Source organism: Sphingobacterium sp. NPDC055431, from assembly GCF_053644255.1.
In genome coordinates, this window is record NZ_JBSHLH010000003.1 from 1 (window position 1) to 26,163 (window position 26,163).

Here is a 26,163-nt window from a genome sequence, read left to right on the forward strand (position 1 = left end):
AGAAAATTCTGCAGAGCAAACAGTTTATAGAACCTTCATATTCTATAAAAATGATTTTATATAAAATTTACATACTCTAATATAAATTTTATGAAAACACTTATCACAGCACTAACCTTGGTTTTCATCCTCCATTCACCTTCCTTTTCCCAAGAAACCGATCCGAACAAACAACTGATCAAAACTTTCTATAAACAAATATTTGAAAGGCAAAAATCTCTAGAAGAGATCGTCGATAAGTATGTAGTTTATGTAGATTCCAACTATGATGATGCAATCAATTCAGTCAAATATTTCCAGAAAGGGACTCATGAATCCTATGTTGCTGCATTTAAGGAAAACATACTCAACGATAGTATTAAGTTGATTGGATATGAAGAGTTCAAGGAAGAAGATAAGGCAAAGTTTTTGAGATTTAATCCGAAACGTTATCCAGATATCTATAAATTGTCCTTTGCGGATTATCCGCCGATCTATGTCCTGGTAAAGGACCATCAAATTGAATCATTCTTTGGTTTTCAGAAAGCGCAGGACGATGATTATCTTTTTATCATCTATCACTAAAAGGCTGGAAATAGAGCTGTCCTTATAAATACCTTTATCATTAAACTTAGTCGTCCTCTTCATGGTTTCCCTGCCATTAACAAAAAAACTCCTTAGTTCAATTCCCAAGGAGTTTTAGAAAGCTTTAGATTTCCACTCAATATACCCTTCTTCTTTCCCTTAGCCCTTGATCATGGTCAGCATCATTTTGAATGCTGTCGTGGCATATACTTCGTGGGGGATATTTGCTGGTAGGATGATCATTTCGCCTTCCTTGACCACATGGGGTTCACGGGCGATATGGATCAGGGCTTCGCCATCCAATACCTGTAGTGCAGCATCAAAGGGAGCGGAATGTTCGCTGAGTTGTTCGTCTTTGTCAAATGCGAAAAGGGTAATATTGCCAGCCTTACTTTTGATAACCTGTTGGCTTACCACACTGTTTTTTGAATATTCTATTCTTTCTTTTAGTGAAAAAACAAAACCTGTTTCTATTGTTGCCATATTATTTTATGTTTTTCTTTTTTATAATAACCTTTCCAACAAAAGGATTCTTCTTGTTGGAAAGGCTGATAGATTGTATGATGCCTATACACTTAGCATCCTTGTTGTCTGTTGCATAAGGAGCACTTATTGATTTGTCCGATATAATTTAATGATCTTATCATTAAAAATCAATAAAATCATTAGGGTCTTTACCTACAGGAGACTTGGTGGGTTTGGTTATACTTTTATCCTGTACCCATACGGAAGCAATGACCATTACGACAGTTTCATTGGCCATGGCTTCTAATATTTGGATGGTTTTACCAGTTTTGACGTTATAGGTTGCAGACATTGAAAAACCCATGCCTGTTGGCTTTGTTGTGGTGCCTTCCTGTGTAATCTGGAACATATCCTCTAATTTGGCTGTTATGGTATAGAGATCGTTTTCTTTCTTCAGGCCGAAGTTTTCGAAGAAGTAGTAGCTTCCACCTACAGAAAAGTAGAGCTTGGCTTTTTTATCGATTACAAGGTTTGAAGCCATGTATTTATTCTCATTGTTGTCCCATTGAATTGATTTAAGGGATTCACTAAAGTCTTTTGCTGCTTTAAAATCAGGGTTTAAATTGGAACTATATTGTAGCTCTTTATAGCTACTATTATATTTCATGCTGGTCCGCAGTTCTTCTTTGAGCTCTGCTAGGATTTCTGCATCGGTTTTTGGTACCACCGGAGTTACTGTAACTTCATCTTTATTTTCGTTGCATGAAGCGATGCCCAAGGTCATCAGGGCAAAGGCTCCTATAAATAAACGGCTGCTAAATTGTCTTCTGTTCATGATCATTTAATTTTTGTTAATAATATTTTTAAAAGCGGTATCCAATTCCGATTGTCATTTGTGTTGGGTCAGGTTTTAGCTGACCGTTGAGTTTCCAGCCTACCGATTTTGTGAAATCAGGGTTGACCTTTGCTCGGTTTGCCAAGAAATGTTTGAGATCCAGTTGCAGAAACCAACTTTCATGGAGGTGATAGTCGAGACCCAGACCGAAGTGCAAGGCTGAACGGCTATGGTATTCCACAGCATCGGCTGCCCATCCTGGATCTTCTTGGTCAAATAATAAAAAGCTTCGTCCTGCGGCGAGGTATGGTTTTATTTTACTCCATCGATTGAAATGGTAGCGAATGGAAAGGCTTATCGGTGCCAACCAAACCCTACCTAAGGGAATCTCATCTCGCAATACCTTCATACTGGAGTAGTCGCCGTTTTTCATGGACATTCGATAGTGGCCAGCAGAGGTACTGACTTCGGTAGACCAAGAGGGGCTAAGGAACCAGGCAATGCCAAAGCCAGCGGTGGGAGAATTATTCAACTCATAGATTCCGCCGACTTTTTGCAGATGACTGCTTTCATTGGTCCTGGCATATCCGCCAAAGAGCTTTACGGTAAACCTTTTAAAACCCTCATCCTGTGCATAAAGAGCGTTGCTGGTAAACAGATGCACTACTATAACAAGTAGGGGAAGGGTCATATTTCGATTATTTCTGAGCATACCTATTCCTCTATGATCTGTTTGAAATTTTTCCAGCCCGCTGCATTTTTATAGACGATGGAAGTCCCTTTGGGGACGAAAAGTTTCACCTTTTCAAAATCAGGGCTTTTGTTGTATTCAGGTTTTCCCAATGGACTGATGAGGATATCGTTGAATAAGCTGCTTGCTGCTGGCGGTATGGCCCATGTAACATGCACTTCTTCAAGATTGCTCATTCCATTGATAAAGCCTAGACCCAGACTGGAAATGTTTTGATGGAACCATATTCGCTTGATGGTACTTTGGTAAAAGCAGCTTTCTCCGATTTTTGTGATCTGGTCGGGAATATGGAGTTCTTCCAATTGACTTCCACGCATGGCTCGCACACTTAATTCGGTCAGGCTTTGGGACCATTTGATTTTCTTTAGTTTGATTCCGGAAAGGAAACCCTCTCCAACTTGATTTACTCCATCAGGCATCAGCAATTCCTGTATTTTCGTACCTTCAAACGCTGCGGATCCAATGGATATCAAGCCTTCAGGCAGGTTTATGCTTTCCAGATCATTGCTTAGGAAAAAGCATTCATCGGGCACTGCCGTTACTTTTGCTGGGAAAGTAAAGCTGGTCAGATTGCTGTTCGCAAAACAGCCTCGCTCTATTGTTTCAACAGATTCGGGTAGTGAAAGTTCCTGATAAGGATAGTATCTGTAGGCAAATTCCCCGATTTCTTTTACCGTTTTGGGTAATTGATACCTTTCCTTTGCCATGTGCGGAATATCTATAGGAAACACCTGTCCAGTGCCTTGAAAATCTATCCTGAAACTAACGGCTTCGAAGGTCCTGTCACCAATGATTTCTACATCCTGCGGAATAATGATCTCCCGAACCCAGAAGGATTCAGACATGACATTATCGCCAGTGCTTTTGATCTTTTTTGGATAAACGAAATGTTCCAGGTTTTTCAGCTTGTGGAAAGGGGAGTTGATGAATTGGCCTTCAAAGACTTCGGCGTCTCGAAAATCCAATTCCCTTAGCTCGCCATCAAATGTCTCGGCTATGTAGCGCTTTATAATGCCTATATCTTTGTTGTTGATATGTCCTTTGAGGATAAGTTTCTTGATACCGGACCAGTCCATTTGGTCAGCTGCATGCTCGAAATCGCCAGCCTTTTTACCCTCGTAAACAAGGGTTTTGCTGTCATTTTCTGCGATAGTGAAAAAGGAAGGGTTTATTGGGAATTCTTCCTTGTTACAGGAAGCCAATAAAAGCATTGTGGTCAACAAAAAGCTTAGTATTCTGCGCATAGCCATTAGGAATTGGAATTACTATGGAATTAGATTTTTGTCAATACGATTTGAAAAGGGATTTGGAAACCTAATTTTATCCGAATGGAAAAGGCCTGGGCAGAGTTGCCAGTGGTGGTAATTATAGCCGCTGAACCATCAGAATCCTGACTCGGGTTGATAAAAGGAGGAATACTGCTGCCGGGGTTTCCGTTTCTTCTTGCCAATGCTTTTAGGGGATTTCCCTGGCTTATATTTCCTGTTGTTGGGTTGAACGTAAAGCTAACATCTTGCAAGGCTAAGGCCATGGGCATTTGATTTTTCCAATAATGCTTGGTGGAGGCATAGTCGAAATCGCCATAAGATGAAGGTGGATTTCCGGGGTTCAGACCACTGATATTACCGTTGGCATCGCAGAACTCAACTTTTGTTATTTCGGATGTTTTGGCGGATAATTTAATATAATGATACCCATCAGGGTTTAATAGCCCTTTTGCTAGGTTGGTGAATAAATCACCCATGGGGTCAAAGAATACTTTTACTTGGAATATGCCTGTTAGGGAGGTTGCTCCTGTAGATTGGTTTGCGCTCATAATGATGGATTTTTGAATGATAAATAAATATTTTTGATGTCGTATCAGCTATTATGTGAGCTTGTTATATGGGTTTAATTCAGTTTTTGGACAGATTTGATGATCACCACTACTGGTAGTGACACCGCGGGATCCAATTTAAGGTCATATTGCATCGCACCTGATCCGTTTGGGTTCTTATCGATTGTACCGGTCAGCTTGGACTTGCCATTGCTGTGCAAGCCTTTCTTTAGGGCTTCCTCAGGGATTTCAAATCCAGGATCTACATCGGGATCAGCCCCGCCAGCAGGAGGGTCTGCATCAAAGAAGCTTTTGCCCTCTACATTTTGTACCAACAGTCCTTTTGCAGTTTCTGAAATGGTAAAACTGGCATCTACACTCATCTCAAAGGGCATGGGATTAGCGCGGAAACCATTGAAACGGAGTCTCAATACTCCATTGCCTACATCGGAAACTATGCCATCGACGGTGCCGGTTGCAATGGGAATGGTCCCCATCATAGTTGGAATAACTTGAAATCGGTATTGACCTGTCAGACCATATTGTTTGATCAGGGTAGTGCCACCGGTATCTTCATCCTCCTTGCTACAAGAGAAGAGCATCAACCCGCTGAGCAAGAAGAACAAGAAGTAAGTTAGTTTTCTAATTATGCTAGTTGTAAACATGGATTTCTATTTATTTAGAGCCCGTTATATGGGCTTTTATGGGAATTGGCAGCATGAGGTCAAGCAAGACGCTTAGTTTCTTGCTGCTTTGGACGTAATAACCCTGTAGTTCGGCGTCATCACTTTGGGGCAAAGGCGTTCCGATAGCTTGGCCTGAAGCTTCTGCCGTTCGGATCTTTCCATCGGTACCCCTGAGCCAGATCGTGTCTTTGGTGCTGTTTAATTCCAATAGGACATTGATGTTGGCCGTCATTTTAAGCGGCATCATTTCGGTCTGGAAATTCCTATAACCAAATTCTAAAGCTCCGTTGGCTAGCCAACGCATATTAATGGGCCATTTTTGTTCTGTAAAAGTCAGCAATGGCTGCTTGCGGGTTGCATCGTCGTACATGATCATTTTAATCAGGACACTGTCGTTTTTATAGCCTGTATATGCTTCGAAGATTTCCTTTGCCAGGGCCTGCGTCCCATAGTCTTTGCTTAGATAATCAGATCTATCGGGCAATAAGCTAGGGTCGTTCAGGTCAGGCGATAAATAATCGTCGCCTGAACACCCGCAGAGCAGTACCAACATCAACCCTATGAAACCAAATGCCTTCATTTCTAGATCTTTTTTCGAGCAACAATGGCAACGGCATTGATGTCATTCTTATGCTTCTTGAATGTTTGGCGCATCTGAAGGATTCGTTTTCTTAGGTCGCCATGGGTCAATACATTGAAGATGATTTTCATGGTCCGGAATAGGCCTTCATCGGCTAGTACCCGCTTTGGCTCCAAGAGCGCCATGGCATTGCTGTCTACTTTGACAATTTCAAAGCCTTCATCGACCAGCAATTGGCTCCATTCAGAGATGGTCAATGGGCGCGCATGCACACGGATATTGGAGCTGAGGTCTTTGTACACGCTCTGTTTTATTTCTTCACTGATATTTTCTGGTTGAAGGCCCAGTTCATGGATACCGTAGTAGCCACCGGGTTTCAAAAGGCGTGAAGCTTCTTTTATGATCGCTTTTTTATGTTCCAGCGGTTGCATGGTCAACATCGCCTCACCGTAGACTTTTGATGCATAGCCCGAAGGGATCGTCGTATCGGAAGCATCTGCGACAATGAACTTAACCTTATCGTATTTTACGTTCTTACGGGCTAATTCTGCAGCTTGTTGATTGTTGTCCACCCCGGTATAGCTGTTTGGTTTTTTTGCACAGGCAATCGAAGCTGTAAAGCCGAGACCTGGAGCAAACTCCACGACATCGTCTGCGGAGTTGATGTCCATATTGTCCATCAGTTTTTTCGTAAGTTCACGACCACCGGGACGCAACACCTTCTTACCTACCTTGGCAAGTATCCAGTGTCCTTGTTTTTCATTTAATTTTTCTTCTATTGACATTTTTTGTATTGAGTTTTGAGAGCTTAGGATTATGAATCCTGCCCTCTTTGTTTTACTTCTATCTTAAAATTTATAAGTGAGTCCTGCATAAAAAGCCCTAGTCTGCCCCGGCATGAAAAACGCCACATTGTTCACCGTAAATTCGGGGAACGGAATAGGAGGGAGCAAGATCTGGTCGCTGATGATGTAGCTCGAAGCATAATATCTGTTCAGGATGTTCTTACCTTCTACGTAGAATGAAAAGTTTTTCCAGCCATCAACCCCCGCACGCATGCCAAGGATGGTAAACGGCTTCTGAAAGACTGAATTCGTATGGTCTATCGGACTTTTTAGGGGTTGGCTTTCGGCATTGAGCGAAACAAAGATCTTGCCCGGATTTTTATATTCAATGGCGGCGGTCAGGTAATGGGGTGGAACGCCAGCCAGTTTTTTGCCTTCGTAATCTCCCGCAGAAAAGAAAAAGTCACTGTAGGTGTACATCCCTTTCGCCGAAATTTGATCTTTTGGATAGAGGATTCCTTGGAAAGGAATGCCCATAGCTGCAAACTCAATCCCTTGATGTATCGTCTGGGGATAGTTCTTGGTTTGCTTCACCCCAAGCACAAAATCCTTCACTTCCAGCAATTCATTCTTTACCCAAGAACGGTACAGGGAGATATTCCAGCTGTATCGAGTGTTCTCATGCCTTGTGCCAATTTCTACAGTGGTAGAAGATTGTTTGTCCAATTTGATAGCAAAGAACTCTTTCGGGCTGGTATTGATGTTGGCTGTTACTTTTGTGCCGACCAGTTCATCGAAGGTTGGAGGCTCATAGCTTGTGCTGACATTGCCAAAAAACTGGATATCCTTGTTCCGACCGGCATTGTAAATTGCGCCAATCCTTGGATTGACAGATCTGAACTGCTGGTCTAGCGATTGGCTGTAGGAGTGGAAATAGCGGTACTTGTGCGATGAATGGCTGTACCAAGGACGTAATTCGGGATCTGGGAATACATCTTCGCTGTTCCGTTCGTTATTGACCGCTTGAATATTAGCAATCAGCTGGAAGCGTTCATTAAAACGATGTTGATATTCCGTGTAAAACGTGAGGTTTACTGCATTCAGCTTGTCCTTGCTGAACATGTAGGAATCCAATCCATTGACATTGATATGCCCTCTGCGGTCGATATTGCCATGGCTTTCTAGGAAACCGACCATGAGTCGGCCTTTATCCATCCTATGTTCGGCTTGAATGCTGATTCCTCCATCAGTTCCCGTTGATCTTTGGGTCGACAATACAATGGGAAATACAAAACGATCTTTGATGAGCTGGTAATAAGCCGAAACAGTAATATCGGTATTCGCTGATATGCGGAATGCAGTACGTTTGGCAATCCGTAATACTTCAGCGTCACGTCCCGGCTTGTCGCGTTCGATATTGGGCCCCATAAAATAGGGCAAGGCAATTCCTTTGGTGATTTGTGAAGGGTCCTCCAAAAGCATTTGAATGGTAAGAGGACCCGGTACATCGAAATTGATATATGAATAATTGAGTAAAATACGACTGTCAATATTGTTGGAAAAACGATGGCCGAAATTGCCGGCTACATTCATCTTTCTATTATTATTGTGCTGACGAAAACCATCTTGATGGCTCCCAGAGACTGAAAGGAAGGCGTCTGACTTTCCCCAATAGTTTCCTGCCATCAAATTGCCCTGCGTATAGCCGAAAGATCCGCCTTCGACTTTTGCCTGCAAGCCCGGAGCAAATCGACCGGTATGGGAATTGAAATTAACGGCACCTCCAAGCGTTGCTGCTCCATAGCGGAGGGCATTGGCGCCTTTGAAAGTTTCAATCGATTCGGTAATAGCTGGATCCATTACACCGATGATAAAGGAACCATCAGCAAAATTAATGGGGATGGCATCTTGCAATAGATATACACCCCGGCGTTGGGGATTGCTTTGGATGCCTGAACCACGTATGCTCAAGCGAGGTTGGTCATTGGCTCCAAAAAACTCTTGTATGACCACTCCTGGCTCATATTTCAAGGCATCCTTAATGGTTTCCAGACGCTGCACCTCAGGAGTCATCACAGCCACTGAAGTTCCCCCTGCAATCTGCTTATGTTCCAGTTTGATGGTTTTGAGTGATGGGGCAGCGGATAATATCTTTTGTCCCTTAATGTCTACTTCTTGGATCTCTATCCGTTTTTCTTTCAGATAGATGTCGTAAGAATGCTTGTTGTTTTCATTTCCAGCTATCCTAAAGATTCCTTCAAAAGATTGGTAGGATTGGTGGCTAAAAACGAGGGTATGGCTTCCTTCGGGCAGGCTGAGTTTGAAGGACCCTTGGGCGTCCGTTTTGGTCGAGATCTTATGGTCGGTTTTTAAAATGATACTTACATTAGGAATGGGTTCTTTGTCATTGGTCAGTACTTTTCCTTCGATCAAGAATTGCTTTTGAGAGATGGATATGTTTCCAAAAACTATTTGACATATTGTATTCATCATTACCAATAGAAAGCAGCACCTAAAAATTCCTAGCATATAAATTATTCCGACTCGTATCCTGATAATCTTCATTCAATTGTAATAAGCAACCGAACGCATGATGTTATTTAGATTTATACTAAATATAAATTATCTTTACAAAGATATCTAAAGTGAGATTTTTTGAGTGCCCAAAATGGAAGTAAAAGTGCCCAAAATAGAAGTTTTTAGTAACCGCTATTGCTGATGGAATTGATATGGACCAATCGGAAAGAGGCTGAAAAAGCCAGCATCGTTGTTAATGATGTTTACGACCTAGGGTCTGAGCTGAAAGAACTGCTATTGGGCAATGAGGAGCTTTCAGACGGCCTATTTAGGCTGTTCCATACGGATGGACTGATTCTTATAGATGTCCATTCTCATCTTTCTCAGCGGGCTACTGCAAACTTGTCTTTCAAGGATAATGTGTTGCTCATTGTTTTTCATCTTGAGGGCGATGTAAGGATCATGGACATGGTGAGCAGTCATGACTCTGGTCTAAAGTTACAAAGAGGGGAACATAAATTCGAGATTTTTAATACCAATAATTTAAAGATAATCTATGAGCCTGCTTTAATGCTTAATTCCTTTATCGTCGTTCTTTCTCCGGAGTTCAGCCATCGCATTATCCCTCATAACTACAGCAATCAGGATGATCTGATAAAGGCCGTTATGGAGGGGGAGAGAATTAGTTTAGCTTTAGATTTTGCGCCATTGAGCCTTGATATGAAACAGATAATCGAGAAGGTTCGTAATTGTAGTCGGAAGGGTTCTTTCCATCGTCTTTGCCTTGAAATAAAGATTGCCGAATTGCTGATGCTGCAATTGGAACAGCAAGCTAGTTTGCATTCAGAACAATTGGCAAGACCGGCCATGCATGATGCGGATTTTGAAAAAATAGAAGAAGCGAAAAACATTTTGGAGGATCAATATATCCAACCGCCAACCATAAAGGACTTAGCAGGGATGGTTGGTCTGAACGAGACAAAGCTCAAAACTAATTTTAAGAAGGCCTTTAACAGTACCATCCATGCCTATACACAACGGATAAGGATGCAAAAGGCGCATGAACTTCTTACCCAAAAGAATTTATTGTTGAAAGAAATTGCCATGCAAGTTGGCTATCAAAAGCCTTCCAATTTTACCAGTGCTTATAAGGAGTTTTTTGGAATACATCCGGGTGATGTTGCTCGAAATAGGAAAAGAAGGGAATATTAATGATCATCTGTTTTCTTATAGAAAACATAATATTGAGTATTGCTTTTCTTTTGAATTGAAATTTTAAATTGCAACTCAAATAAGGGGTATGAAAGAAATCTAGGTGCTCAAATCATTATTTAGAACTAGGTCCTTGTAAACGGCCCTGTTTGTCGGTTGTTCTTTGAAATTGTCGAAATTTCGCATTTATTGCTGTTGAATGTGGAAGTTTAATCTTCGTTACTTTTGGAGCCCAAAAGTACCAAACCGACGAAGGAGCTCAGGGATACCAAATACAACTCGAATCCGTAAATCCTTTGGTTCATTTAAGGATTATCGATCTCATTGTTACTTTTGAAGCGCAAAAGTAACCAAAACGCTTCGGCCCATTTAAGGTGGCTTTTCGCACTGTCCTTCGCACATGGATAGAATGCCTTGTTGTCGGGAATATCTTCCTTCAAAATTCTCCCCTTAGATGGAGAATTTTTTGAAAGCATTCCAAGGCCAATCCCATCGCACGAGGCATCGGCATTCTTTCCATCTTTCCGCCAAGGAAATGAGCCGGAGGCTAAAGTGCTTCCTCCGGAAGAATGAATGTTCCTTGATTTACTAACAATGCAGAATCTTAGCAAGAAAAGAACCCTAGAGGGGTTCAATTATTTTAGCAATCCCATCGCACAAGTCGACGGCATTCTATCCATTTTTCCGCCAAGGAAATGGACTGGGGGCTAAAGGGCTTCCTCCGGAAGGTGAAATGTTACTTAACTAACTTTCAATGCAGAATCTTAGCAAGAAAAGAACCCTAGAGGGGTTCAATTATTTTAGCAATCCCATCGCGCAAGGCATCGGCATTCTTTCCATCTTTCCGCCAAGGAAATGAGCCGGAGGCTAAAGTGCTTCCTCCGGAAGGTGAAATGTTACTTAACTAACTTACAATGCAGAATCTTAGCAAGAAAAGAACCCTAGAGGGGTTCAATTATTTTAGCAATCCCATCGTACAAGTCGACGGCATTCTTTCCATCTTTCCGCCACTGGAAATGAGCCGGAGGCTAAAGTGCTTCCTCCGGAAGAATGAATGTTCCTTGATTTACTAACAATGCAGAATCTTAGCAAGAAAAGAACCCTAGAGGGGTTCAATTATTTTAGCAATCCCATCGCACGAGGCATCGGCATTCTTTCCATCTTTCCACCAAGGAAATGAGCCGGAGGCTAAAGTGCTTCCTCCGGAAGAATGAATGTTCCTTGATTTACTAACAATGCAGAATCTTAGCAAGAAAAGAACCCTAGAGGGGTTCAATTATTTTAGCAATCCCATCGCACTGGGCATCGGCATTCTTTCCATCTTTCCGCCAAGGAAATGAGCCGGAGGCTAAAGGGCTTCCTCCGGAAGAATGAATGTTCCTTGATTTACGGAAAATGCAGAATCCTAGCTAGAAAAGAACCCTAGAGGGGTTCAATTATTTTAGCAATTCCATCGCACAAGTCGACGGCATTCTATCCATTTTTCCGCCAAGGAAATGAGCCGGAGGCTAAAGGACTTCCTGCGGAAGGTGAAATGTTTGTTTTGAGTAAGTCCCAGCGGGGGTGGAATCTTTATAGAAATTGAATCGCTTAACGGACAACACACAGCGTGGGTGAAATATTTTTCTGAAAATCCCTACTGAATTCATTTCAATTCTGAACGATTAAGAAGACTCTGTACGGATCCCCAACCACAGACTATTTCATGCTGCACCGAAGGTGCAGGAACTGTACGCCAATACAATCATTATTTGTATAGTTCCGAGACCCTTCCTTCCTTTGGATGAAACAGGAAAGGGATTTTTCTCTATATTTAAATTATGAAACCATTGTTGCTAGCTATTCTATTTATTTTCATTTCTTGCCAAACTAATTATGTTGGAAAGAAAGAACCAAAATCTTTATACATAAATACTACCATTCCAGCTAAGAGCTCTTTGGAGATTTCAACTGAAGATAAAAAATCATTTTCTATAGATGGGCAAAACATCTCGAATGATCCAATTACTGTGTCAATAGCTGCAATGGATTCCACTATGACAAAAAACAACAAATACTCGTTTAAAGTAGAGGATAATGGAATTGTATTATTAATAAATTCTTCAAATCAGGACGCTGCAATAAAGGTTAGGATCTATAATCATTCCTCAAAAGTACTACAGAAAGCTAGTGCCTTATAATGGAATCTGATGCAGATTGTTGAGTATTGGTATAATTTTTTCCTTTACATCAACAAGCTGGCACAAGTATCGAATAATTCAAGTACAAATATTAATCAAATATATCTACCTAATGACAAAAAATAAAAAACTACCCGAACTAAGCTTAGAAGAACTTTATTTAGAGAAAAAGAAACGCAAGGGGATGCTAACGGTGCTTGGAATTACCATGCTAATCGTATGTTTCGCACTTGTGGTTCTTGCTATCAAAAGTGGAAATTACGCACTCATTGCAGTTGCCTGCGGTAGTTTCATTACTCTATTGCCAAGTTTCACCTATTTAAGTCAACTCGAAACTGAGATTAAAACCCGAGAGCAAAAGTAATTCAACAGTCTGCTGTCTGTAAGTGCTTAGGAAATGAAAGGCATAAAAAGAAAAGAGCTGCCCATTACAGGCAGCCCTTCCTTATTAAACTCATAGGTAATCAACATTTTTCCGTTCCGCAGCACTCTATTTCCGATTTTATCCCCAAAGCCTTCAAGATGTTGTTCAGTAGGCACCATTGGGTAATGGAAAATTGCAATAGGTTTGCACCTACAAATACGGCGAGCCATATCCAATTGATATTGATAAAATAGGCTCCTAAGCTGGATATTAAAACCATCGCCCCAGCGATCATTTTAATGTAGCGTTCTCTAGTCATATTTGATGTTTAACTGGTTAATTTGATTTTTCAATAGAACTGATGGCGATATGCACTTTCGAGTGCAGGTCCATCGTCCGGTTTAACTCTTCCACGGCGGAGAAAATCTGATCAGATTGCTCATCCTGCACAAAGGCAAAGAATAACAAGGATTCGGTCTTGTTCATTTCTGAAGCGAACCAATTATCCTTCACAGCATCCTTTGTACTATCCCTATAACCTGTTACGGCGCTATAGGAATAGGTGATCACCTTATTTTCTGCCAGCAAATTTTTGACGCTGTATTGATAGCTATTTGCTGCTGTAATGATTAATAGTTTCATAATAATAGATCTTAAAAATTAATCCTTATTGTTAGCCCACTTCTTGCGTTCGACGATATAGTATACCAATGGCACGACGAACAAGGTCAGGATCGTGGATACGATGGCTCCACCCACCAGGGAGATGGCCAGACCTTGGAAAATAGGGTCGAAAAGAATAACCGATGCTCCGATAACAACCGCTCCAGTCGTCAAAAGGATAGGCGTGGTCCGAACAGCACCAGCATCAATGATGGCCTGTTTCAGTGGAATTCCATCCTTCAGCCTGATCTCGATAAAGTCGATCAGAAGTACGGAGTTCCTCACCATGACCCCAGCTAAAGCTATCATCCCAATAAATGAAGTAGCGGTGAAGAAGGCCCCCAGTAACCAGTGGCCGAGTACAATTCCGATCAGGGATAATGGGATGGCCACCATCATGACGATCGGTGTTTTGAAATCTTGGAACCAGCCTACGATCAGCATGTAGATAATGATGATCACGACCATGAAGGCAATTCCTAAGTCGCGGAACACCTCTAGGGTAATTTGCCATTCACCGTCCCATTTCACCGTAAAATTGCTGGTCTCCTCAGGTTGCCCCATGTACAGATCGGAGATTTCATATCCTGTAGGCAATTTCATTTCCTTCAAGGTTTTCTCCATACCCAAGATGGCATAGGCAGGGCTTTCCAGATCACCGGCCATATCTGCCAGGACATAGACCACGCGCTGCTGGTCCTTCCTGCTGATGGATTTTCTCAATGTATCCTGTTTTACTTGGACGATATCACGGACAGGGACCATATTGCCTTGCTGACCTTTGATCTTCAGGTTCTGTATATCCTCAATGTTCGTTTTGTCCTTATCATCTAAGGCCATCACGATGCCCACCGGATTAACCGACTTTTCATCGTATAGATTAGAAATAGGGTATTCACGCAATAGGTAAGTCAGGTTGCCGACCACTTGTTGTGGTGCAATACCATTCAACATGGCTTTCTCCTTGTCTACCTCTAATTTATATTCGGTCTGCACATCTTCAACTCCCCAGTCCACATCGACTACATCGTTGGTCTTTTTTAGGATTTCCTTGACCTGATAGGCCACTTTGATCTGCTCCTGATAGTCAGGGCCATAGACTTCTGCAACAATGGTGGAGAGTACCGGAGGACCTGGAGGAACCTCGACAATCTTCACATTGGCATGGTGCTTTTGTGCAATGGCCTGTATAGCTGGTCTAATGCGCTTGGCAATAGCATGGCTCTGCTCATCACGATCTGTTTTGTTCAACAAATTAACCTGGATATCCGCCATGTTACTTCCACCGCGCAGGTCATAATGGCGAACCAAGCCATTGAAGGTAATAGGAGCCGAAGTTCCAATGTAATTCTGATAGTTTACAACCTCAGGTACAGTAGTTAAATATTGCGAAATCTCCTTGGCAACAGCCGATGTCCTTTCTAATGTCGTACCTTCTGGCATATCGATCACTACCTGGAATTCATTCTTGTTGTCAAACGGAAGCATCTTTACTGCGACAGATTTAGTGAAGAACATCCCCACCGATCCAAACAGAAGTACTACAGTAAGCCCTAGTACTAACCAACGTTTCTTGGAGTTGTCGAGTAAGGGTTTTTCAAACTTGTTATAGATCTTATAGATCCAACTGGTCTGATGCCCCTGTTCCTCTTTTTCATGTTGTTTCTCTTTTTCATTCAATAAATGGTAGCCTAGGTAAGGCGTAATGGTCAAAGCAACAAATAGAGAAAGCAACATGGCAATGGATGCACCAATTGGCATAGGACTCATATAAGGGCCCATCATGCCTGAAACGAAGGCCATCGGTAGAATAGCCGCAATCACGGTAAAGGTTGCCAAGATGGTCGGGTTACCTACTTCATTGATCGCATAGATAGCGGCATCCTTGAATGGCAGTTTCCGCATCTTGAAATGCCTGTGCATATTTTCTGCAATGATAATACTATCATCCACTACGATACCGACGACAAAGACCAGCGCAAAAAGGGTAATCCGGTTCAAGGTGTAGCCCAGCATATAATAGCTAAAGAGTGTCAGAGCAAAGGTCAACGGTACAGAAAGGAACACAACCAATCCACCTCGCCAGCCCATAGCCAACATCACCAATGCTGTAACTGCGACAATAGCTACTCCAAGGTGGAACAGCAATTCATTTACTTTATGTGAAGCTGTTTCGCCATAGTTTCTGGTTACTTCTACTTTAACATCCTTAGGGATCAAGTTATCCTGTAATTTCTCAACACGCTGCAGGATCTGTTCTGAGATCTGCATCGCATCGGCACCCTGCACCTTTGCAATAGAAAGGGTGACAGCAGGGTATTCCGATGGATTGCTCTCGAAGTTCTCATTGTTCTTGCTGTATCCAAAGGACACATAGCTTTTGGCTGTTCCAGCAGCATCATTGATCTGTGCAACCTGTTTTAAGTAAACTGGCATCTGTTGGTGCACACCAACCACCAAGTTTTCCATATCTTCTTTTGTTGCCAAGAATTGTCCAGTAGTCAATAAAAACTCCTGATCGTGCTGAACAAAGCTACCAGATTGCATGCTGCCATTATTGGCCTGGATCATCTGCATGATATTCAAGGCATCAACACCATTTTCAGCCATCTTATCCTTGTCCAGGATTACCTTTAGCTCACGACTACGGCCACCAATCTCCTTAATGGTAGAGACGTCCTTGATCTTTTTGATTTCTGAGGATACCTCTTCGGCCATCTGACGGATCTGGAAGTCGTCATATCGATCGCTCCATAGGGTCAGTGCCAACATAGGCACATCGTTTATCGACCTTGTTTTTACTATAGGAGGATATACGCCCTGAGGGAATATATGCTGGTTTTTTATCAGCTCATCATAGAGTTTTACATAGGAACGTTCAATATCTTCGCCAACATAAAATTGGACGATGATCATCGCTTGGCCATTCATGGCAGTACTATGTAGGTGCTCTACACCTTTGATATTGGAAATGATTTTCTCCAAGGGTTCCAATACCCTTCTTTCAACCTCCTCTGGACTAGCTCCAGGATAACCGACCATAATGTCGGCCATCGGGACGTTGATTTGAGGTTCTTCCTCTCTAGGGATCAAGGAAGAACTATATACACCGATGATCATCAAACCGACCATCAACAGGATGGATAGTTTGGAGTTCAAGAACATCGAGGCTATTTTACCTGATATACCACTTTGCATTGCTCTGAATTTAAATTTTAAAGAATTCTGTCTGTTCTGATGGTCTATTTAGCCTTGATTTGAACGCCGTTGAATAGGCGACCATCTGCTTTTAGCACATACTTTTCATTCTCGGATAATCCGGAAAGGACCTCAACATCATTTCCAAAGGTCTTACCCAACCTTACCCATCTCAATAGAGCAATGTTCTGGTCATTTAGGACATAGATTCCTTTCAGTTGCCCTTCTTCAATGATTGCTTCCTTCGGGATAAGGGTCATGGTAGTTGCAGCATCAGCCGAAGCACTGCGTTCTATTGGGAATACCGCTTGGACAAACATGCCCGAAAGGATCTCAGCCGGTTCATCCAAGTTGATCTTAACGATGTATTGGCCACCCGTATTCTGAGCAGAACTACTCATTTCGGCTACTCTACCTTTAATGGTTTTTTGAGTGGATTTTATGGTTACATCGGCCTGCATGCCATTTTTAATATTCAAGATCTCACTCTCCGAGACCATGACTACGGCTTGGAGTTTGGATGCACCTTCCATACTGATTATCGGCATGCCGGGATTCGCCATATCACCTTTCTTCATGAATGTCCCGGTAATGACACCACTGAAGGGTGCCGTGATATTGGAATAGGAGAATTGAGCCATTACTTCATTACGCATCTGTTTGGCAGCTTCCAGTCCAGCCTTGGCCATTTCCATGCGGGTGCTCATATCATCCAGTTCCTTTTGGCTAGCGCTTTTTTGTGCAAATAAGGCCTGAAATCGTTCGTAATCTTTTCTGGCATTGTTGTAGCCGGCATTCGCTTGCGCAATTCCTGCCTCTGCCTGTGCTTTTTTAGCGCTCAGGTCATTGCTGCTGATTCGAGCCAATAGTTGCCCTTGAGAAACCTTTTGTCCGGTTTTAACGGTGATATCAGTTACGAATCCCATTAAACGGGTGCTTATCATGGCGCTGTTCTCTGCTTCAATTTTACCGCTGGCGGTTACATATTTTCCTTGGTTTGTTCCTGCAGTCTGTCCTATAGTTGCAGCAATGGCAGGAAGTTCTACCTTCTTTGGCTCTGTTTGATTAGAGCAGGAAGAAAGGGAACCCAAAAGGGCTAAAAAGCTTATAGATGTTAATATTGTCTTCATTTTATGAGTTAATTTGATGGTTGAGTTAAAAACTTGATTTGTATGATGGAAAGGTTGTATTCTTTGATCGCTTCCAGCAATTCCACCTGTTTCTCGAAATCCTTTGCTTGGGCAACCAATAGGTCAGAGGTTTTTTCCAGACCTTGGCTGTAGCGGTTTTCCAAAATCCTTAAGGATTCGGAAGCCTGCTTTTGTGCAGTCTCCGTCAATCGGATCTTGGCTTGGTTGGCTACTAGATCACGTTTAGCTTTCTGCAATTCCAATTCATGTTTTTCAACATAGACCAGCATTTCAGATTCAGCTTTGGCATAGGAGATCTGACTTTGTTTGATTTTATTCTGGGTTTCATTTCCATTGAATACATCCCAAGAGAGCGAGATTCCAGCTAGGTAGCCATTTGCACCGAAGCCAACAATCTTCTTGTCGTTGAAATTATATTCTCCAAAGGCATTGATCCTAGGCAGAAGTTTTTTCCTGTTCATATCAATCATCTGTCCCTGAGCCGCTAGACCAGAAACCATGGCCCTGATATCTGCTCTTTCCTGTGAGAATGTCAATTGATCAGTAGCTAAGCTCATGCTAGCTAGAGGCGTGTCAGGTATGTAGATTTCATTGGCCGGCTTGCCCATTAACCAGTTGAGGTAATCGGAAAGGTTAGAGATATGGTTATCGACTTCAATACCTTTGTTCTGAACCTCGGATAATCCTACCTGCACCAAATAGACATCTGAAGTCTTGGCATATCCTTGTTGCTCCATGTTTTTGGTATTTCGCAATACCTCTTCGTAAGCAATCTGTCCCTTTTCTACAGCCTTCTTAGCTTCATATAAGAACTGAAGGTTGCTATATGCTTTTTCGATTTCCACAATCAGCATCTCCTCCGCAAATTTCTTTTGGTATTGATTGGCTGCAATTTTTTCTTTCAATGCTTTTCTTGCCGAATAGACATCGAAATTCAAAAGGGGTTGTTGAACGGCTAGTTTGGTATTGAAATGAGCCATATCATCAGGGTTATTCAACAGGTCTGGATTGAAGTCTGCTGCGGTCACCGTTTTTTGTTGAAGCTTAAACCCGAAAGAATTCAAGGGGTCATTGGTAAAAAACGCCGTGTGGCTCACAGAAACCTTCGGGAGAAATCCAGATTTCGTTCCTTCCAGTTCTGCATTTGAGAAATCAATATCTTTTTGTTGTACCCGAAGCTGCGAATTATTCTGCTTCATTTGGCTGATCGCTTCTTCTAAGCTTAGTGGCTGCTGTGCCAATAAATATGAGCTCCATGAAGAAAGGATAATAATTAGTACTATAAATCTTTTATACATACCTGATCGTATTTAATTAATAATGCAAAATTCAGATATGGCGAAGTGATTCTAGGTTACAGTAGTTACACAAGGAAAAAAAATAATGATTATTTTTTAAAGGGATAAAATGTAGCTGAGTTTAAAGAAAATGGGCATTTTTGATTAATAGAGCGTCTTTTTGAAAGTTTAATTTGCAGACTTTTAAACAATTACATACTTTTGCCCATAATTCTTTGATTTAATCATCCATTAATCTAAAGAAATCATGACAGAGCACAACAACATATCATCCCTTTCGCTCATTGCCTAAAAAGGCAGTCAAATCCCTTATATTTTAATATATAGTGAGTATTGTTTATCAACAATGCTGCTGCCTTAATATCCTTGGGTTTTCTGAGCACTTTCAAAAGGGTATATCCTGATCAGGGACGAACAGAATCAGAAAATCAAATTCAAAAACATGTAATTCATTGCGATGAGCAATTTGGATTGGTCGTGCGGTATGAAATCTGCACGACGCAAAAAGCAACTTGTCAGGAAAGACCGAGACAGAAGGTTGATTGCATTGTGGCGGCATTATAGCAAACTCAGTAAATACAAATGGAGCTTGCCTTTCGTCGAACTTGAACAGCCTTATCAACGTGGTTGGAAGCGATATTTTGTGTTGCAGGATGATTTAAGGTATAATCCGAAAAAGGATTTCTACGAAGCTTTATTGGAAAAGATCAACACGGTGGAATACCATCATGATAAGGATTTTAAGTATAAGAAACGAAAAAGAAAGCGGTCAGGTTATGAATATAGAAGACAATACCTTCGTGAGTTCGCTTCATATGAATGGCTTGAAAATAAAATGAAGTTGACTGAAGAAGAGAAAGCCTATTTCATGGAAGTGGAAACCTACAATGTATATGCAAAACGGACGAGTATCAGCTATGTGTTTACCGAACCATGGCGCTATAAGTTGAAAGTTTCTCCACATTTTGTGACGCATGCAAGAAAGCTCGATGTTGAAGTAGAGCAAGAGTTGGCATTAGTCAATAATCATATCAACAGGAATTTTCTATGGCCTAGGATCGATCGCTTGACTTCCGGTAAAGGCTATCGAGGTAATCGCTTTCTTGACGAGAAAACGAAGTATAAAAACAAGATTAAAAACATTCCTAGGTACAGTTCCAAAGAACGATTCCTGGAATTAGATATTTAGAGCCAATGGGCAATTTAAGAACAAAAGATTTAAGTAAGATAGGTTATCACAATGATCAGCTGAGAAGCTTGGTCATTAACATAGCCAGCAAAAATTTCAAGCATCACAGTAAACAAGAATTGCTTGATTTGCTTGTGGATATAAAAAATGATCCAGAGGCATTTTTAGAAAACGAAGAGACTCGTAAAATAGCAGAAAAGGTTATCGGAAAAGTGAAGGAGGTAAATTTTAAAGCTTATGAACTAAGAGAAGAACCAAGCTCCTGCAAGGTTTATGGTAGTAAGGGGATTGAGTCTTCTGCCAAACAGCAGATGGAGATAGCCTGCATGTTGCCAGTAAGTGTACAGGCTGCATTAATGCCGGATGCCCACATGGGTTTTGGTTTACCGATAGGTGGGGTTTTGGCAACAGATCAAGCCATTATTCCATACGCTGTGGGGATGGATATTGGATGCCGAATGGCACTCTCCATTTTAGATGCTGCAGAAGGATTTAGCAAAAGAAATGAGTTCCAGATCATGCAAGCCATGAAAAACCATACTCATTTTGGTATGGAAGGAGGCTTGGCAATCAGGCAGGATCATGAAATCCTTGACCATCCGCTATTCAATGAAATTCCTATTCTCAAGCCTTTGCGAGGAAAGGCCGCCAGACAATTGGGGACTTCAGGCAATGGCAACCATTTTGTGGAGTTTGGAGAAATCGAGTTATTGGAAAATAATAGTCTTGGCCTGGAGCCCAAGGTCTACACCGCTTTGCTAACGCATTCTGGTAGCCGAGGGCTAGGAGCTGCAATTGCCAAACAGTACACCCATATCGCTATGGAAACCTGTAAATTGCCTCGGCATGCACAGCAATTAGCTTGGTTGGATATAGATACTGAAGCAGGACAGGAATATTGGCTAGCCATGAATTTAGCCGGTGATTACGCCAAAGCTTGTCATGATCGAATCCATAAAAACCTGTTATCTGCCTTGGGACTGAAGGCGATGGCATTGGTGGAGAACCATCATAATTTTGCTTGGAAGGATAGTCTTTCTAATGGAAAGGAGATCATAGTACATCGAAAAGGTGCAACTCCTGCCCATCAAGGAGAATTAGGAATCATCCCTGGAAGTATGACAACCGCGGCATATTTAGTTTCGGGCAGAGGAAATGAGCATGCCTTAAATTCGGCTTCCCATGGAGCTGGTCGTGCAATGAGTCGCCAAAAAGCAAAGGATAATATGACAAATTCTGCTATGAAGAAGCTGATCTTCAATGCAAATGTTAAACTGATCGGGGGATCGGTGGAAGAGAATCCTTTGGCTTATAAGGATATTGAACAGGTTATGCTGGCACAAAAGGAACTAGTCGATATTCAAGGTAAGTTTATACCAAAGATTGTAAGAATGCACAAGGAGTAAAGTTTTAAAAAATAATTAAGGCGGCAAGAAATTGCCGTCTTATTTTTATTCGTTTGTTTTTAAAGGAACTAGTCCTAAAATTAACTTATATTTAAGAAGTGAAAAACACATTAATATCTTTAGGATCCATCTTTATTGCTTTTTCAGTCGGTTTCCTACAAGGCTGTTCGGAATCGAAACAAAAGGATTTAATTGAAAAAAAACTAATCTCTTATCAAGGTAGAGATACCGTCACGATTGATTTGATGCTACATCAGAAGCGTTTTGTAGGGAAGTATACTGTTACTGGTCCTGGTGAATATCTCGTAACTGGGGAGGTCGAGGGCGAGATCAAAGCGGATACATTGTTGGGAAGCCTCTATTATACCCCGTTTGGTTGGCGTGATAAAAAACGTAAAGCCTTTGCATTACTGGCCAAAAACGATCAATATCTTTCGGGTAAAGGCACTGAATTGATCTATATGGGCATTCCTTATTTTGTGCCGAATACAGTTAGCTTCGGTCCTGAAAAAGGAGTCTATCAAGTTGTTAAGTAAATTATAATTCTATTTGCAACTTATTTAAAATCAATATACTACCTCAGATTGATCTTAAATTTTAGTAACTTGGGTTAATAAACTCATTAAGATTATTTTGCATTGCTATGTAATAAATTGCATTGCTATTCTGTCTTTGAATTATGACCAAGACTAACATTATTATCCTAATCAGCTTTATTGTATTAAAGTTTATCCTGCAATATTCTTTGGTTCACCCAATCTATGACCTCCAACGTGACGAGTTTTTACATTTAGATCAAGCCAATCATCTGGCATGGGGTTTCCATTCTGTACCACCGATGACTTCTTGGATTTCCCTAATCATAAAGTTCTTGGGCAATGGAGTCTTTTGGGTTCGGTTCTTTCCTGTACTTTTTGGAGCATTGACGGTATTGGTAGTTTGGAAGGCCATAGAAGAATTAAAAGGAAATCTATTTGCATTGTTATTGGGCGGTACTTGTGTCACCTTCTCCGTTTACCTGCGATTGAATAGCCTTTATCAGCCTAATTCATTGGATGTGCTCTGTTGGACCTTGATGTTCTATTTCTTGATCAAATACCTGAACAGATATGAAAGCAAATGGCTTTTTTACCTATGCCTATCCTTTGCTGCAGGATTCTTGAACAAATACAATATCCTATTTCTTGTGCTGGGATTGATACCAGCCTTTATGCTTGTGCCAGAAAGGAGAATCTTTGGGAACCGTATTTTATATTTCGGTATCCTTGTGGCATTCCTCTTGGTCCTTCCCAATATCATTTGGCAATACAGTAATGATCTCCCTGTCTTGCGCCATATGAAGGAATTGTCCGAAACCCAACTCGTTCATGTGGACAGGTGGGGCTTTATCCGTTCTCAATTGATGTTCTTTCCAGGTACCTTTCTGTTGTTTTTTATTGGGCTTTATGGCCTGATGAAATATCCAGCGTTTAAAAAATACAAGGTTTTCTTTTGGACCTTTTTCTTTGTCCTCGCCATATTCCTGTTCTTAAAGGCCAAGGATTATTATGCATTAGGACTTTATCCTATTTATTTTGCCTTTGGAGCAGTATACTTATCGAATTTATTAGAAAAGAAAGTTTGGACAAAAGTGTTAAAGCCAGTCATCTTAGTTTTATGTCTTGTGCTATTCCTTCCTTTGTTTTTTATTGCCTTTCCGAATAAAACCCCTGAATATATAGTGAAACATCCAGAATATTACAGAAAGTTTGGAATGTTGCGATGGGAAGATGGACAAGAGCATCAATTGCCACAGGATTTTGCCGATATGCTGGGCTGGTCTGAATTAGCTCGTAAAGTAGACTCTTTGTATAAAACAATGCCTGAACCTCAAAATACCCTAGTATTATGCGATAATTATGGACAGGCCGGAGCAATAAATTATTATTCAAGGTTAGGCATCAAAGCCGTTTCTTTTAATGCCGACTATCTGAATTGGTTTGATTTGGATATCCCTTATAGAAACATCATACGTGTTAAGAATGCTTCCGAAGTTGAGAAAGAGTTAGCCGAAACTGGGGCCTTCTTTGAGAGGTCACAATTAGCTGCTTCAATTGACAACCCCTATGCAAGGGAATATGGAACAGGCATCTTTTCTTTTATAGGTGCAAAGCTGAATGTAAATGAACGTATTAGGAACGAAATCGAAGAGGAAAATACTTATTGATCTCTTTGATATAAGTTTTGTAGAATTATATTTACCTATTTATTAACAATGTAATAATAATTTAATTCTATTTCTATTGGGTTATATCTTTGTTGGTTGTATGATTTCATATCAAGCAGGCTTGATGGTTATTGGATTTTTATGGTTAAAAAAAGTGTATTAGAAAAGCTTTCAGACAAGGAGCTTGAAGGATTTATCCAACCTGGCTCGAGAAAGGTTCCTGAGGCAAAAAAGATGGCTTATGAAATTTTGGTTGAAAGAGGACGCATGTTTTCAGAGGAGGAGAAAATCAAGGTTGAAAGTTTAATCGAAGAGCAGATCCAAACTGAATACCAAGAAGATCTAACCAGAAGAAAAGCAATGGATATGCAGTTGACAGATGATCAAAGTGCTGTGGCACTGTATACCAATTTTTTCATCTTCGTCATCAGTATAATATTTGGTGTTTTATATGGCTTTATTCTGGCAATGATAAATTATATAATCCTGAATAAGTATGGTTTAGCTTTTCTGTTATTGGCAATCGGTATTACTGCATTTTCTATTTCTAGTTATTTTATTGGCTTACTCATGACAAAGGTCTCTTTGTCAAATGATATTTTAGGTTTTATTGTTGGGGTTTTTGTTTCTGCCTTCGGTTTGGCTATCATTTCCTTGTTCAATAAGAACTTTATTCCGAAAGACCTCGAGTACAGGACAAGATCAATCCTCATTCCAACAATTATTTGTATTGGTCTTTATATTCTAATCAATTTCTATAAATAAGTAAGGCTTGGTTTATATGCAAAAAAGAGTGAACATGGGATATATCCTTAATGTTCACTCTTTTTTTATGCTTTTTATTTCTTTTTCAGCAAGATGGTGAAATGTCTCAAGATCTCTGACTCCCACACGATTTCTAGACCTGATTTAATATCTTCTCTTCTTTCAAAGATGTTTTTTAGGGCCGCTGCGACGTAATCCAGATGTTTGTAGCTATAGGTCCTTCTTGGTATTGCCAATCGAAGTAATTCTAACTTTGGAAAACGATCCTTTCTTGTTTCCGGGTCTCGATCTGCAAGCAAGGTCCCAATTTCAACTCCGCGAACACCGGATTCCTTATAGAGCTCGATCGCTAGAGTTTGGGCAGGATATTCCTCGCGAGGTACATGGGTCAGGAAGTTTAAGGCATCCACAAATACAGCATGCCCTCCAATAGGTTTTTGGATCGGGATTCCGTATTCAATAAGTTTATTGCCTAGATACTCTACTTGGTCGATCCTAGCTTTTAAATAGGGGAGCTCGGTCGATTCCAAAAGCCCTTGTGCCAACGCTGCCAAGTCTCTTCCTGCAAGACCTCCGTAAGTGATAAATCCTTCGTAGATAATTCCCATATTGCCACAGGCACGGTAAAGCTGTTCGTTTCGCATCCCTAAAAGCCCACCTATATTCACCAAACCATCTTTTTTGGCAGACATCGTAAATCCATCCCCATAGGAGAACATTTCTTTCACGATTTCCTTGATAGTTCTGTCTTTGTATTCAGCTTCGCGCTCCTTGATGAAATATGCATTTTCGGCAAATCTAGCTGCATCAAAGAATACCGGGATTCCATATTGCTCAGATAGGGCCTTGACATCCTTAATGTTTTGCATAGATACCGGTTGACCCCCAGAAGAGTTACAGGTAACCGTAATCATGCAGAACGGAATGTTTTCTTTAGGATGGGCCTTATAGACTTCTTCGAGTTTTTGGAGGTCTATATTGCCTTTGAAAGGATGTAGATTATTGATGTCAAATGCTTCATCAATGGTGCAGTCAATTGCATGAGCCTTGCGGAATTCGATATGTCCTTTAGTCGTGTCGAAATGAGAGTTTCCAGGTACCACATTGTTTTCTTTCACGAGGATGCTGAAAAGTACATTCTCGGCAGCTCTTCCTTGGTGTGTTGGCAAGAAATAGGGAAATCCAAGTGTATGCCGTACGACTTCACGGAGCTTCAGATAGGATTGAGATCCAGCGTAGCTTTCATCACCCATCATGATTTCTGCCCATTGTCGGTCAGACATTGCTCCCGTTCCGGAGTCCGTTAATAGATCAATAAAAACACGGTCGCTTGCTAAGTTAAATAGATTGTTTCCTTCCTCTTCGATCCACTGTTCACGTTGTTCTCGGCTAGACATAAAGATTTCTTCAACCATCTTTACTTTATAGGGCTCTGCCCATGGTAGTTCCATAAAATTTATATTTGGTTCACTGTTGTTAAAGTTAAAAAATTAATCTAGGATATTTTAAGATTGCCACTCCCATGTTATGGA

24 protein-coding genes are annotated in these 26,163 nt (G+C 41.1%); 9 read left to right on the forward strand and 15 right to left on the reverse strand.

The features are described from left to right. Nucleotides 1-90: 90 nt before the first annotated feature. The gene (locus ACWIB3_RS04560) at nucleotides 91-564 is read left to right on the forward strand and encodes a hypothetical protein (RefSeq protein WP_454291015.1); all 474 of its coding nucleotides are present in this window, start codon (nucleotides 91-93) and stop codon (nucleotides 562-564) included. A gap of 159 nt (nucleotides 565-723) precedes the next feature. On the opposite strand, the gene ACWIB3_RS04565 is transcribed toward ACWIB3_RS04560, so the two are convergent. The 9 genes from ACWIB3_RS04565 to ACWIB3_RS04605 form a co-directional block, all read right to left on the reverse strand. Next, complete coding sequence (locus tag ACWIB3_RS04565) at nucleotides 724-1,047, reverse strand: cupin domain-containing protein (protein ID WP_093094949.1); 324 nt, start codon at nucleotides 1,045-1,047, stop codon at nucleotides 724-726. 163 nt (nucleotides 1,048-1,210) lie between these two features. Continuing rightward, nucleotides 1,211-1,864, reverse strand: a complete 654-nt coding sequence (locus ACWIB3_RS04570; protein ID WP_454291016.1) for a hypothetical protein — start codon at nucleotides 1,862-1,864, stop codon at nucleotides 1,211-1,213. A 28-nt stretch (nucleotides 1,865-1,892) separates the two neighbouring features. Next, entirely contained in the window at nucleotides 1,893-2,576 is a 684-nt protein-coding gene (locus ACWIB3_RS04575; protein ID WP_454291017.1) for an OmpW/AlkL family protein, read from the reverse strand. 2 nt (nucleotides 2,577-2,578) lie between these two features. Continuing rightward, entirely contained in the window at nucleotides 2,579-3,859 is a 1,281-nt protein-coding gene (locus tag ACWIB3_RS04580; RefSeq protein WP_454291018.1) for a leucine-rich repeat domain-containing protein, read from the reverse strand. 29 nt (nucleotides 3,860-3,888) lie between these two features. Then, complete coding sequence (locus tag ACWIB3_RS04585) at nucleotides 3,889-4,431, reverse strand: hypothetical protein (protein ID WP_454291019.1); 543 nt, start codon at nucleotides 4,429-4,431, stop codon at nucleotides 3,889-3,891. 74 nt (nucleotides 4,432-4,505) lie between these two features. Further along, nucleotides 4,506-5,096: a hypothetical protein gene (locus ACWIB3_RS04590; RefSeq protein WP_454291020.1), complete on the reverse strand. Its 591-nt coding sequence runs from the start codon at nucleotides 5,094-5,096 to the stop codon at nucleotides 4,506-4,508. A gap of 10 nt (nucleotides 5,097-5,106) precedes the next feature. Then, entirely contained in the window at nucleotides 5,107-5,697 is a 591-nt protein-coding gene (locus tag ACWIB3_RS04595; RefSeq protein WP_454291021.1) for a hypothetical protein, read from the reverse strand. A gap of 2 nt (nucleotides 5,698-5,699) precedes the next feature. Continuing rightward, nucleotides 5,700-6,482 (reverse strand): class I SAM-dependent methyltransferase, encoded by a 783-nt coding sequence (locus tag ACWIB3_RS04600; protein ID WP_185218695.1) that lies wholly within the window; start codon nucleotides 6,480-6,482, stop codon nucleotides 5,700-5,702. Nucleotides 6,483-6,545: 63 nt separating this feature from the next. Beyond that, entirely contained in the window at nucleotides 6,546-8,975 is a 2,430-nt protein-coding gene (locus ACWIB3_RS04605; protein WP_454291022.1) for a TonB-dependent receptor domain-containing protein, read from the reverse strand. A gap of 225 nt (nucleotides 8,976-9,200) precedes the next feature. Here ACWIB3_RS04605 and ACWIB3_RS04610 point away from each other — a divergent pair, with 225 nt between their 5' ends. The 3 genes from ACWIB3_RS04610 to ACWIB3_RS04620 all read left to right on the forward strand — a co-directional run bounded on the left by ACWIB3_RS04610 (nucleotide 9,201) and on the right by ACWIB3_RS04620 (nucleotide 12,755). Further along, entirely contained in the window at nucleotides 9,201-10,211 is a 1,011-nt protein-coding gene (locus tag ACWIB3_RS04610) for a helix-turn-helix transcriptional regulator (protein ID WP_454291023.1), read from the forward strand. A 1,820-nt stretch (nucleotides 10,212-12,031) separates the two neighbouring features. Continuing rightward, nucleotides 12,032-12,391 carry a hypothetical protein gene (locus ACWIB3_RS04615; protein ID WP_454291024.1) on the forward strand — a complete coding sequence of 120 codons (360 nt, stop codon included), beginning with the start codon at nucleotides 12,032-12,034 and terminating at the stop codon, nucleotides 12,389-12,391. A 112-nt stretch (nucleotides 12,392-12,503) separates the two neighbouring features. Then, entirely contained in the window at nucleotides 12,504-12,755 is a 252-nt protein-coding gene (locus tag ACWIB3_RS04620) for a hypothetical protein (protein WP_185217275.1), read from the forward strand. Nucleotides 12,756-12,855: 100 nt separating this feature from the next. Here ACWIB3_RS04620 and ACWIB3_RS04625 read toward each other — a convergent pair whose 3' ends face one another. The 5 genes from ACWIB3_RS04625 to ACWIB3_RS04645 are packed head-to-tail and all read right to left on the reverse strand — an operon-like array spanning nucleotide 12,856 to nucleotide 19,065. Continuing rightward, on the reverse strand, nucleotides 12,856-13,074 hold the full coding sequence (locus ACWIB3_RS04625) for a YgaP family membrane protein (RefSeq protein ID WP_185213565.1): 219 nt from the start codon (nucleotides 13,072-13,074) through the stop codon (nucleotides 12,856-12,858). A 17-nt stretch (nucleotides 13,075-13,091) separates the two neighbouring features. Further along, nucleotides 13,092-13,397, reverse strand: a complete 306-nt coding sequence (locus tag ACWIB3_RS04630; RefSeq protein WP_185213566.1) for a hypothetical protein — start codon at nucleotides 13,395-13,397, stop codon at nucleotides 13,092-13,094. An 18-nt stretch (nucleotides 13,398-13,415) separates the two neighbouring features. After that, on the reverse strand, nucleotides 13,416-16,616 hold the full coding sequence (locus ACWIB3_RS04635; RefSeq protein ID WP_454291025.1) for an efflux RND transporter permease subunit: 3,201 nt from the start codon (nucleotides 16,614-16,616) through the stop codon (nucleotides 13,416-13,418). A 44-nt stretch (nucleotides 16,617-16,660) separates the two neighbouring features. Further along, on the reverse strand, nucleotides 16,661-17,746 hold the full coding sequence (locus ACWIB3_RS04640; protein WP_454291026.1) for an efflux RND transporter periplasmic adaptor subunit: 1,086 nt from the start codon (nucleotides 17,744-17,746) through the stop codon (nucleotides 16,661-16,663). A gap of 8 nt (nucleotides 17,747-17,754) precedes the next feature. Next, nucleotides 17,755-19,065: a TolC family protein gene (locus ACWIB3_RS04645; protein WP_454291027.1), complete on the reverse strand. Its 1,311-nt coding sequence runs from the start codon at nucleotides 19,063-19,065 to the stop codon at nucleotides 17,755-17,757. A gap of 484 nt (nucleotides 19,066-19,549) precedes the next feature. Between ACWIB3_RS04645 and ACWIB3_RS04650 the strand changes: the two genes are divergently transcribed. From ACWIB3_RS04650 to ACWIB3_RS04670, 5 genes are all read left to right on the forward strand, one after another. Next, on the forward strand, nucleotides 19,550-20,254 hold the full coding sequence (locus ACWIB3_RS04650) for a hypothetical protein (RefSeq protein ID WP_454291028.1): 705 nt from the start codon (nucleotides 19,550-19,552) through the stop codon (nucleotides 20,252-20,254). A gap of 5 nt (nucleotides 20,255-20,259) precedes the next feature. Next, nucleotides 20,260-21,660 (forward strand): RtcB family protein, encoded by a 1,401-nt coding sequence (locus ACWIB3_RS04655; protein WP_454291029.1) that lies wholly within the window; start codon nucleotides 20,260-20,262, stop codon nucleotides 21,658-21,660. A gap of 98 nt (nucleotides 21,661-21,758) precedes the next feature. Continuing rightward, on the forward strand, nucleotides 21,759-22,196 hold the full coding sequence (locus ACWIB3_RS04660) for a hypothetical protein (protein ID WP_454291030.1): 438 nt from the start codon (nucleotides 21,759-21,761) through the stop codon (nucleotides 22,194-22,196). A 143-nt stretch (nucleotides 22,197-22,339) separates the two neighbouring features. After that, nucleotides 22,340-23,866 carry a glycosyltransferase family 39 protein gene (locus ACWIB3_RS04665; RefSeq protein WP_454291031.1) on the forward strand — a complete coding sequence of 509 codons (1,527 nt, stop codon included), beginning with the start codon at nucleotides 22,340-22,342 and terminating at the stop codon, nucleotides 23,864-23,866. A 141-nt stretch (nucleotides 23,867-24,007) separates the two neighbouring features. Next, nucleotides 24,008-24,631 (forward strand): hypothetical protein, encoded by a 624-nt coding sequence (locus tag ACWIB3_RS04670; protein WP_454291032.1) that lies wholly within the window; start codon nucleotides 24,008-24,010, stop codon nucleotides 24,629-24,631. Between the two features lie 74 nt (nucleotides 24,632-24,705). Here ACWIB3_RS04670 and ACWIB3_RS04675 read toward each other — a convergent pair whose 3' ends face one another. Beyond that, on the reverse strand, nucleotides 24,706-26,082 hold the full coding sequence (locus ACWIB3_RS04675; RefSeq protein ID WP_185213575.1) for a tryptophanase: 1,377 nt from the start codon (nucleotides 26,080-26,082) through the stop codon (nucleotides 24,706-24,708). Nucleotides 26,083-26,163: the final 81 nt, after the last annotated feature.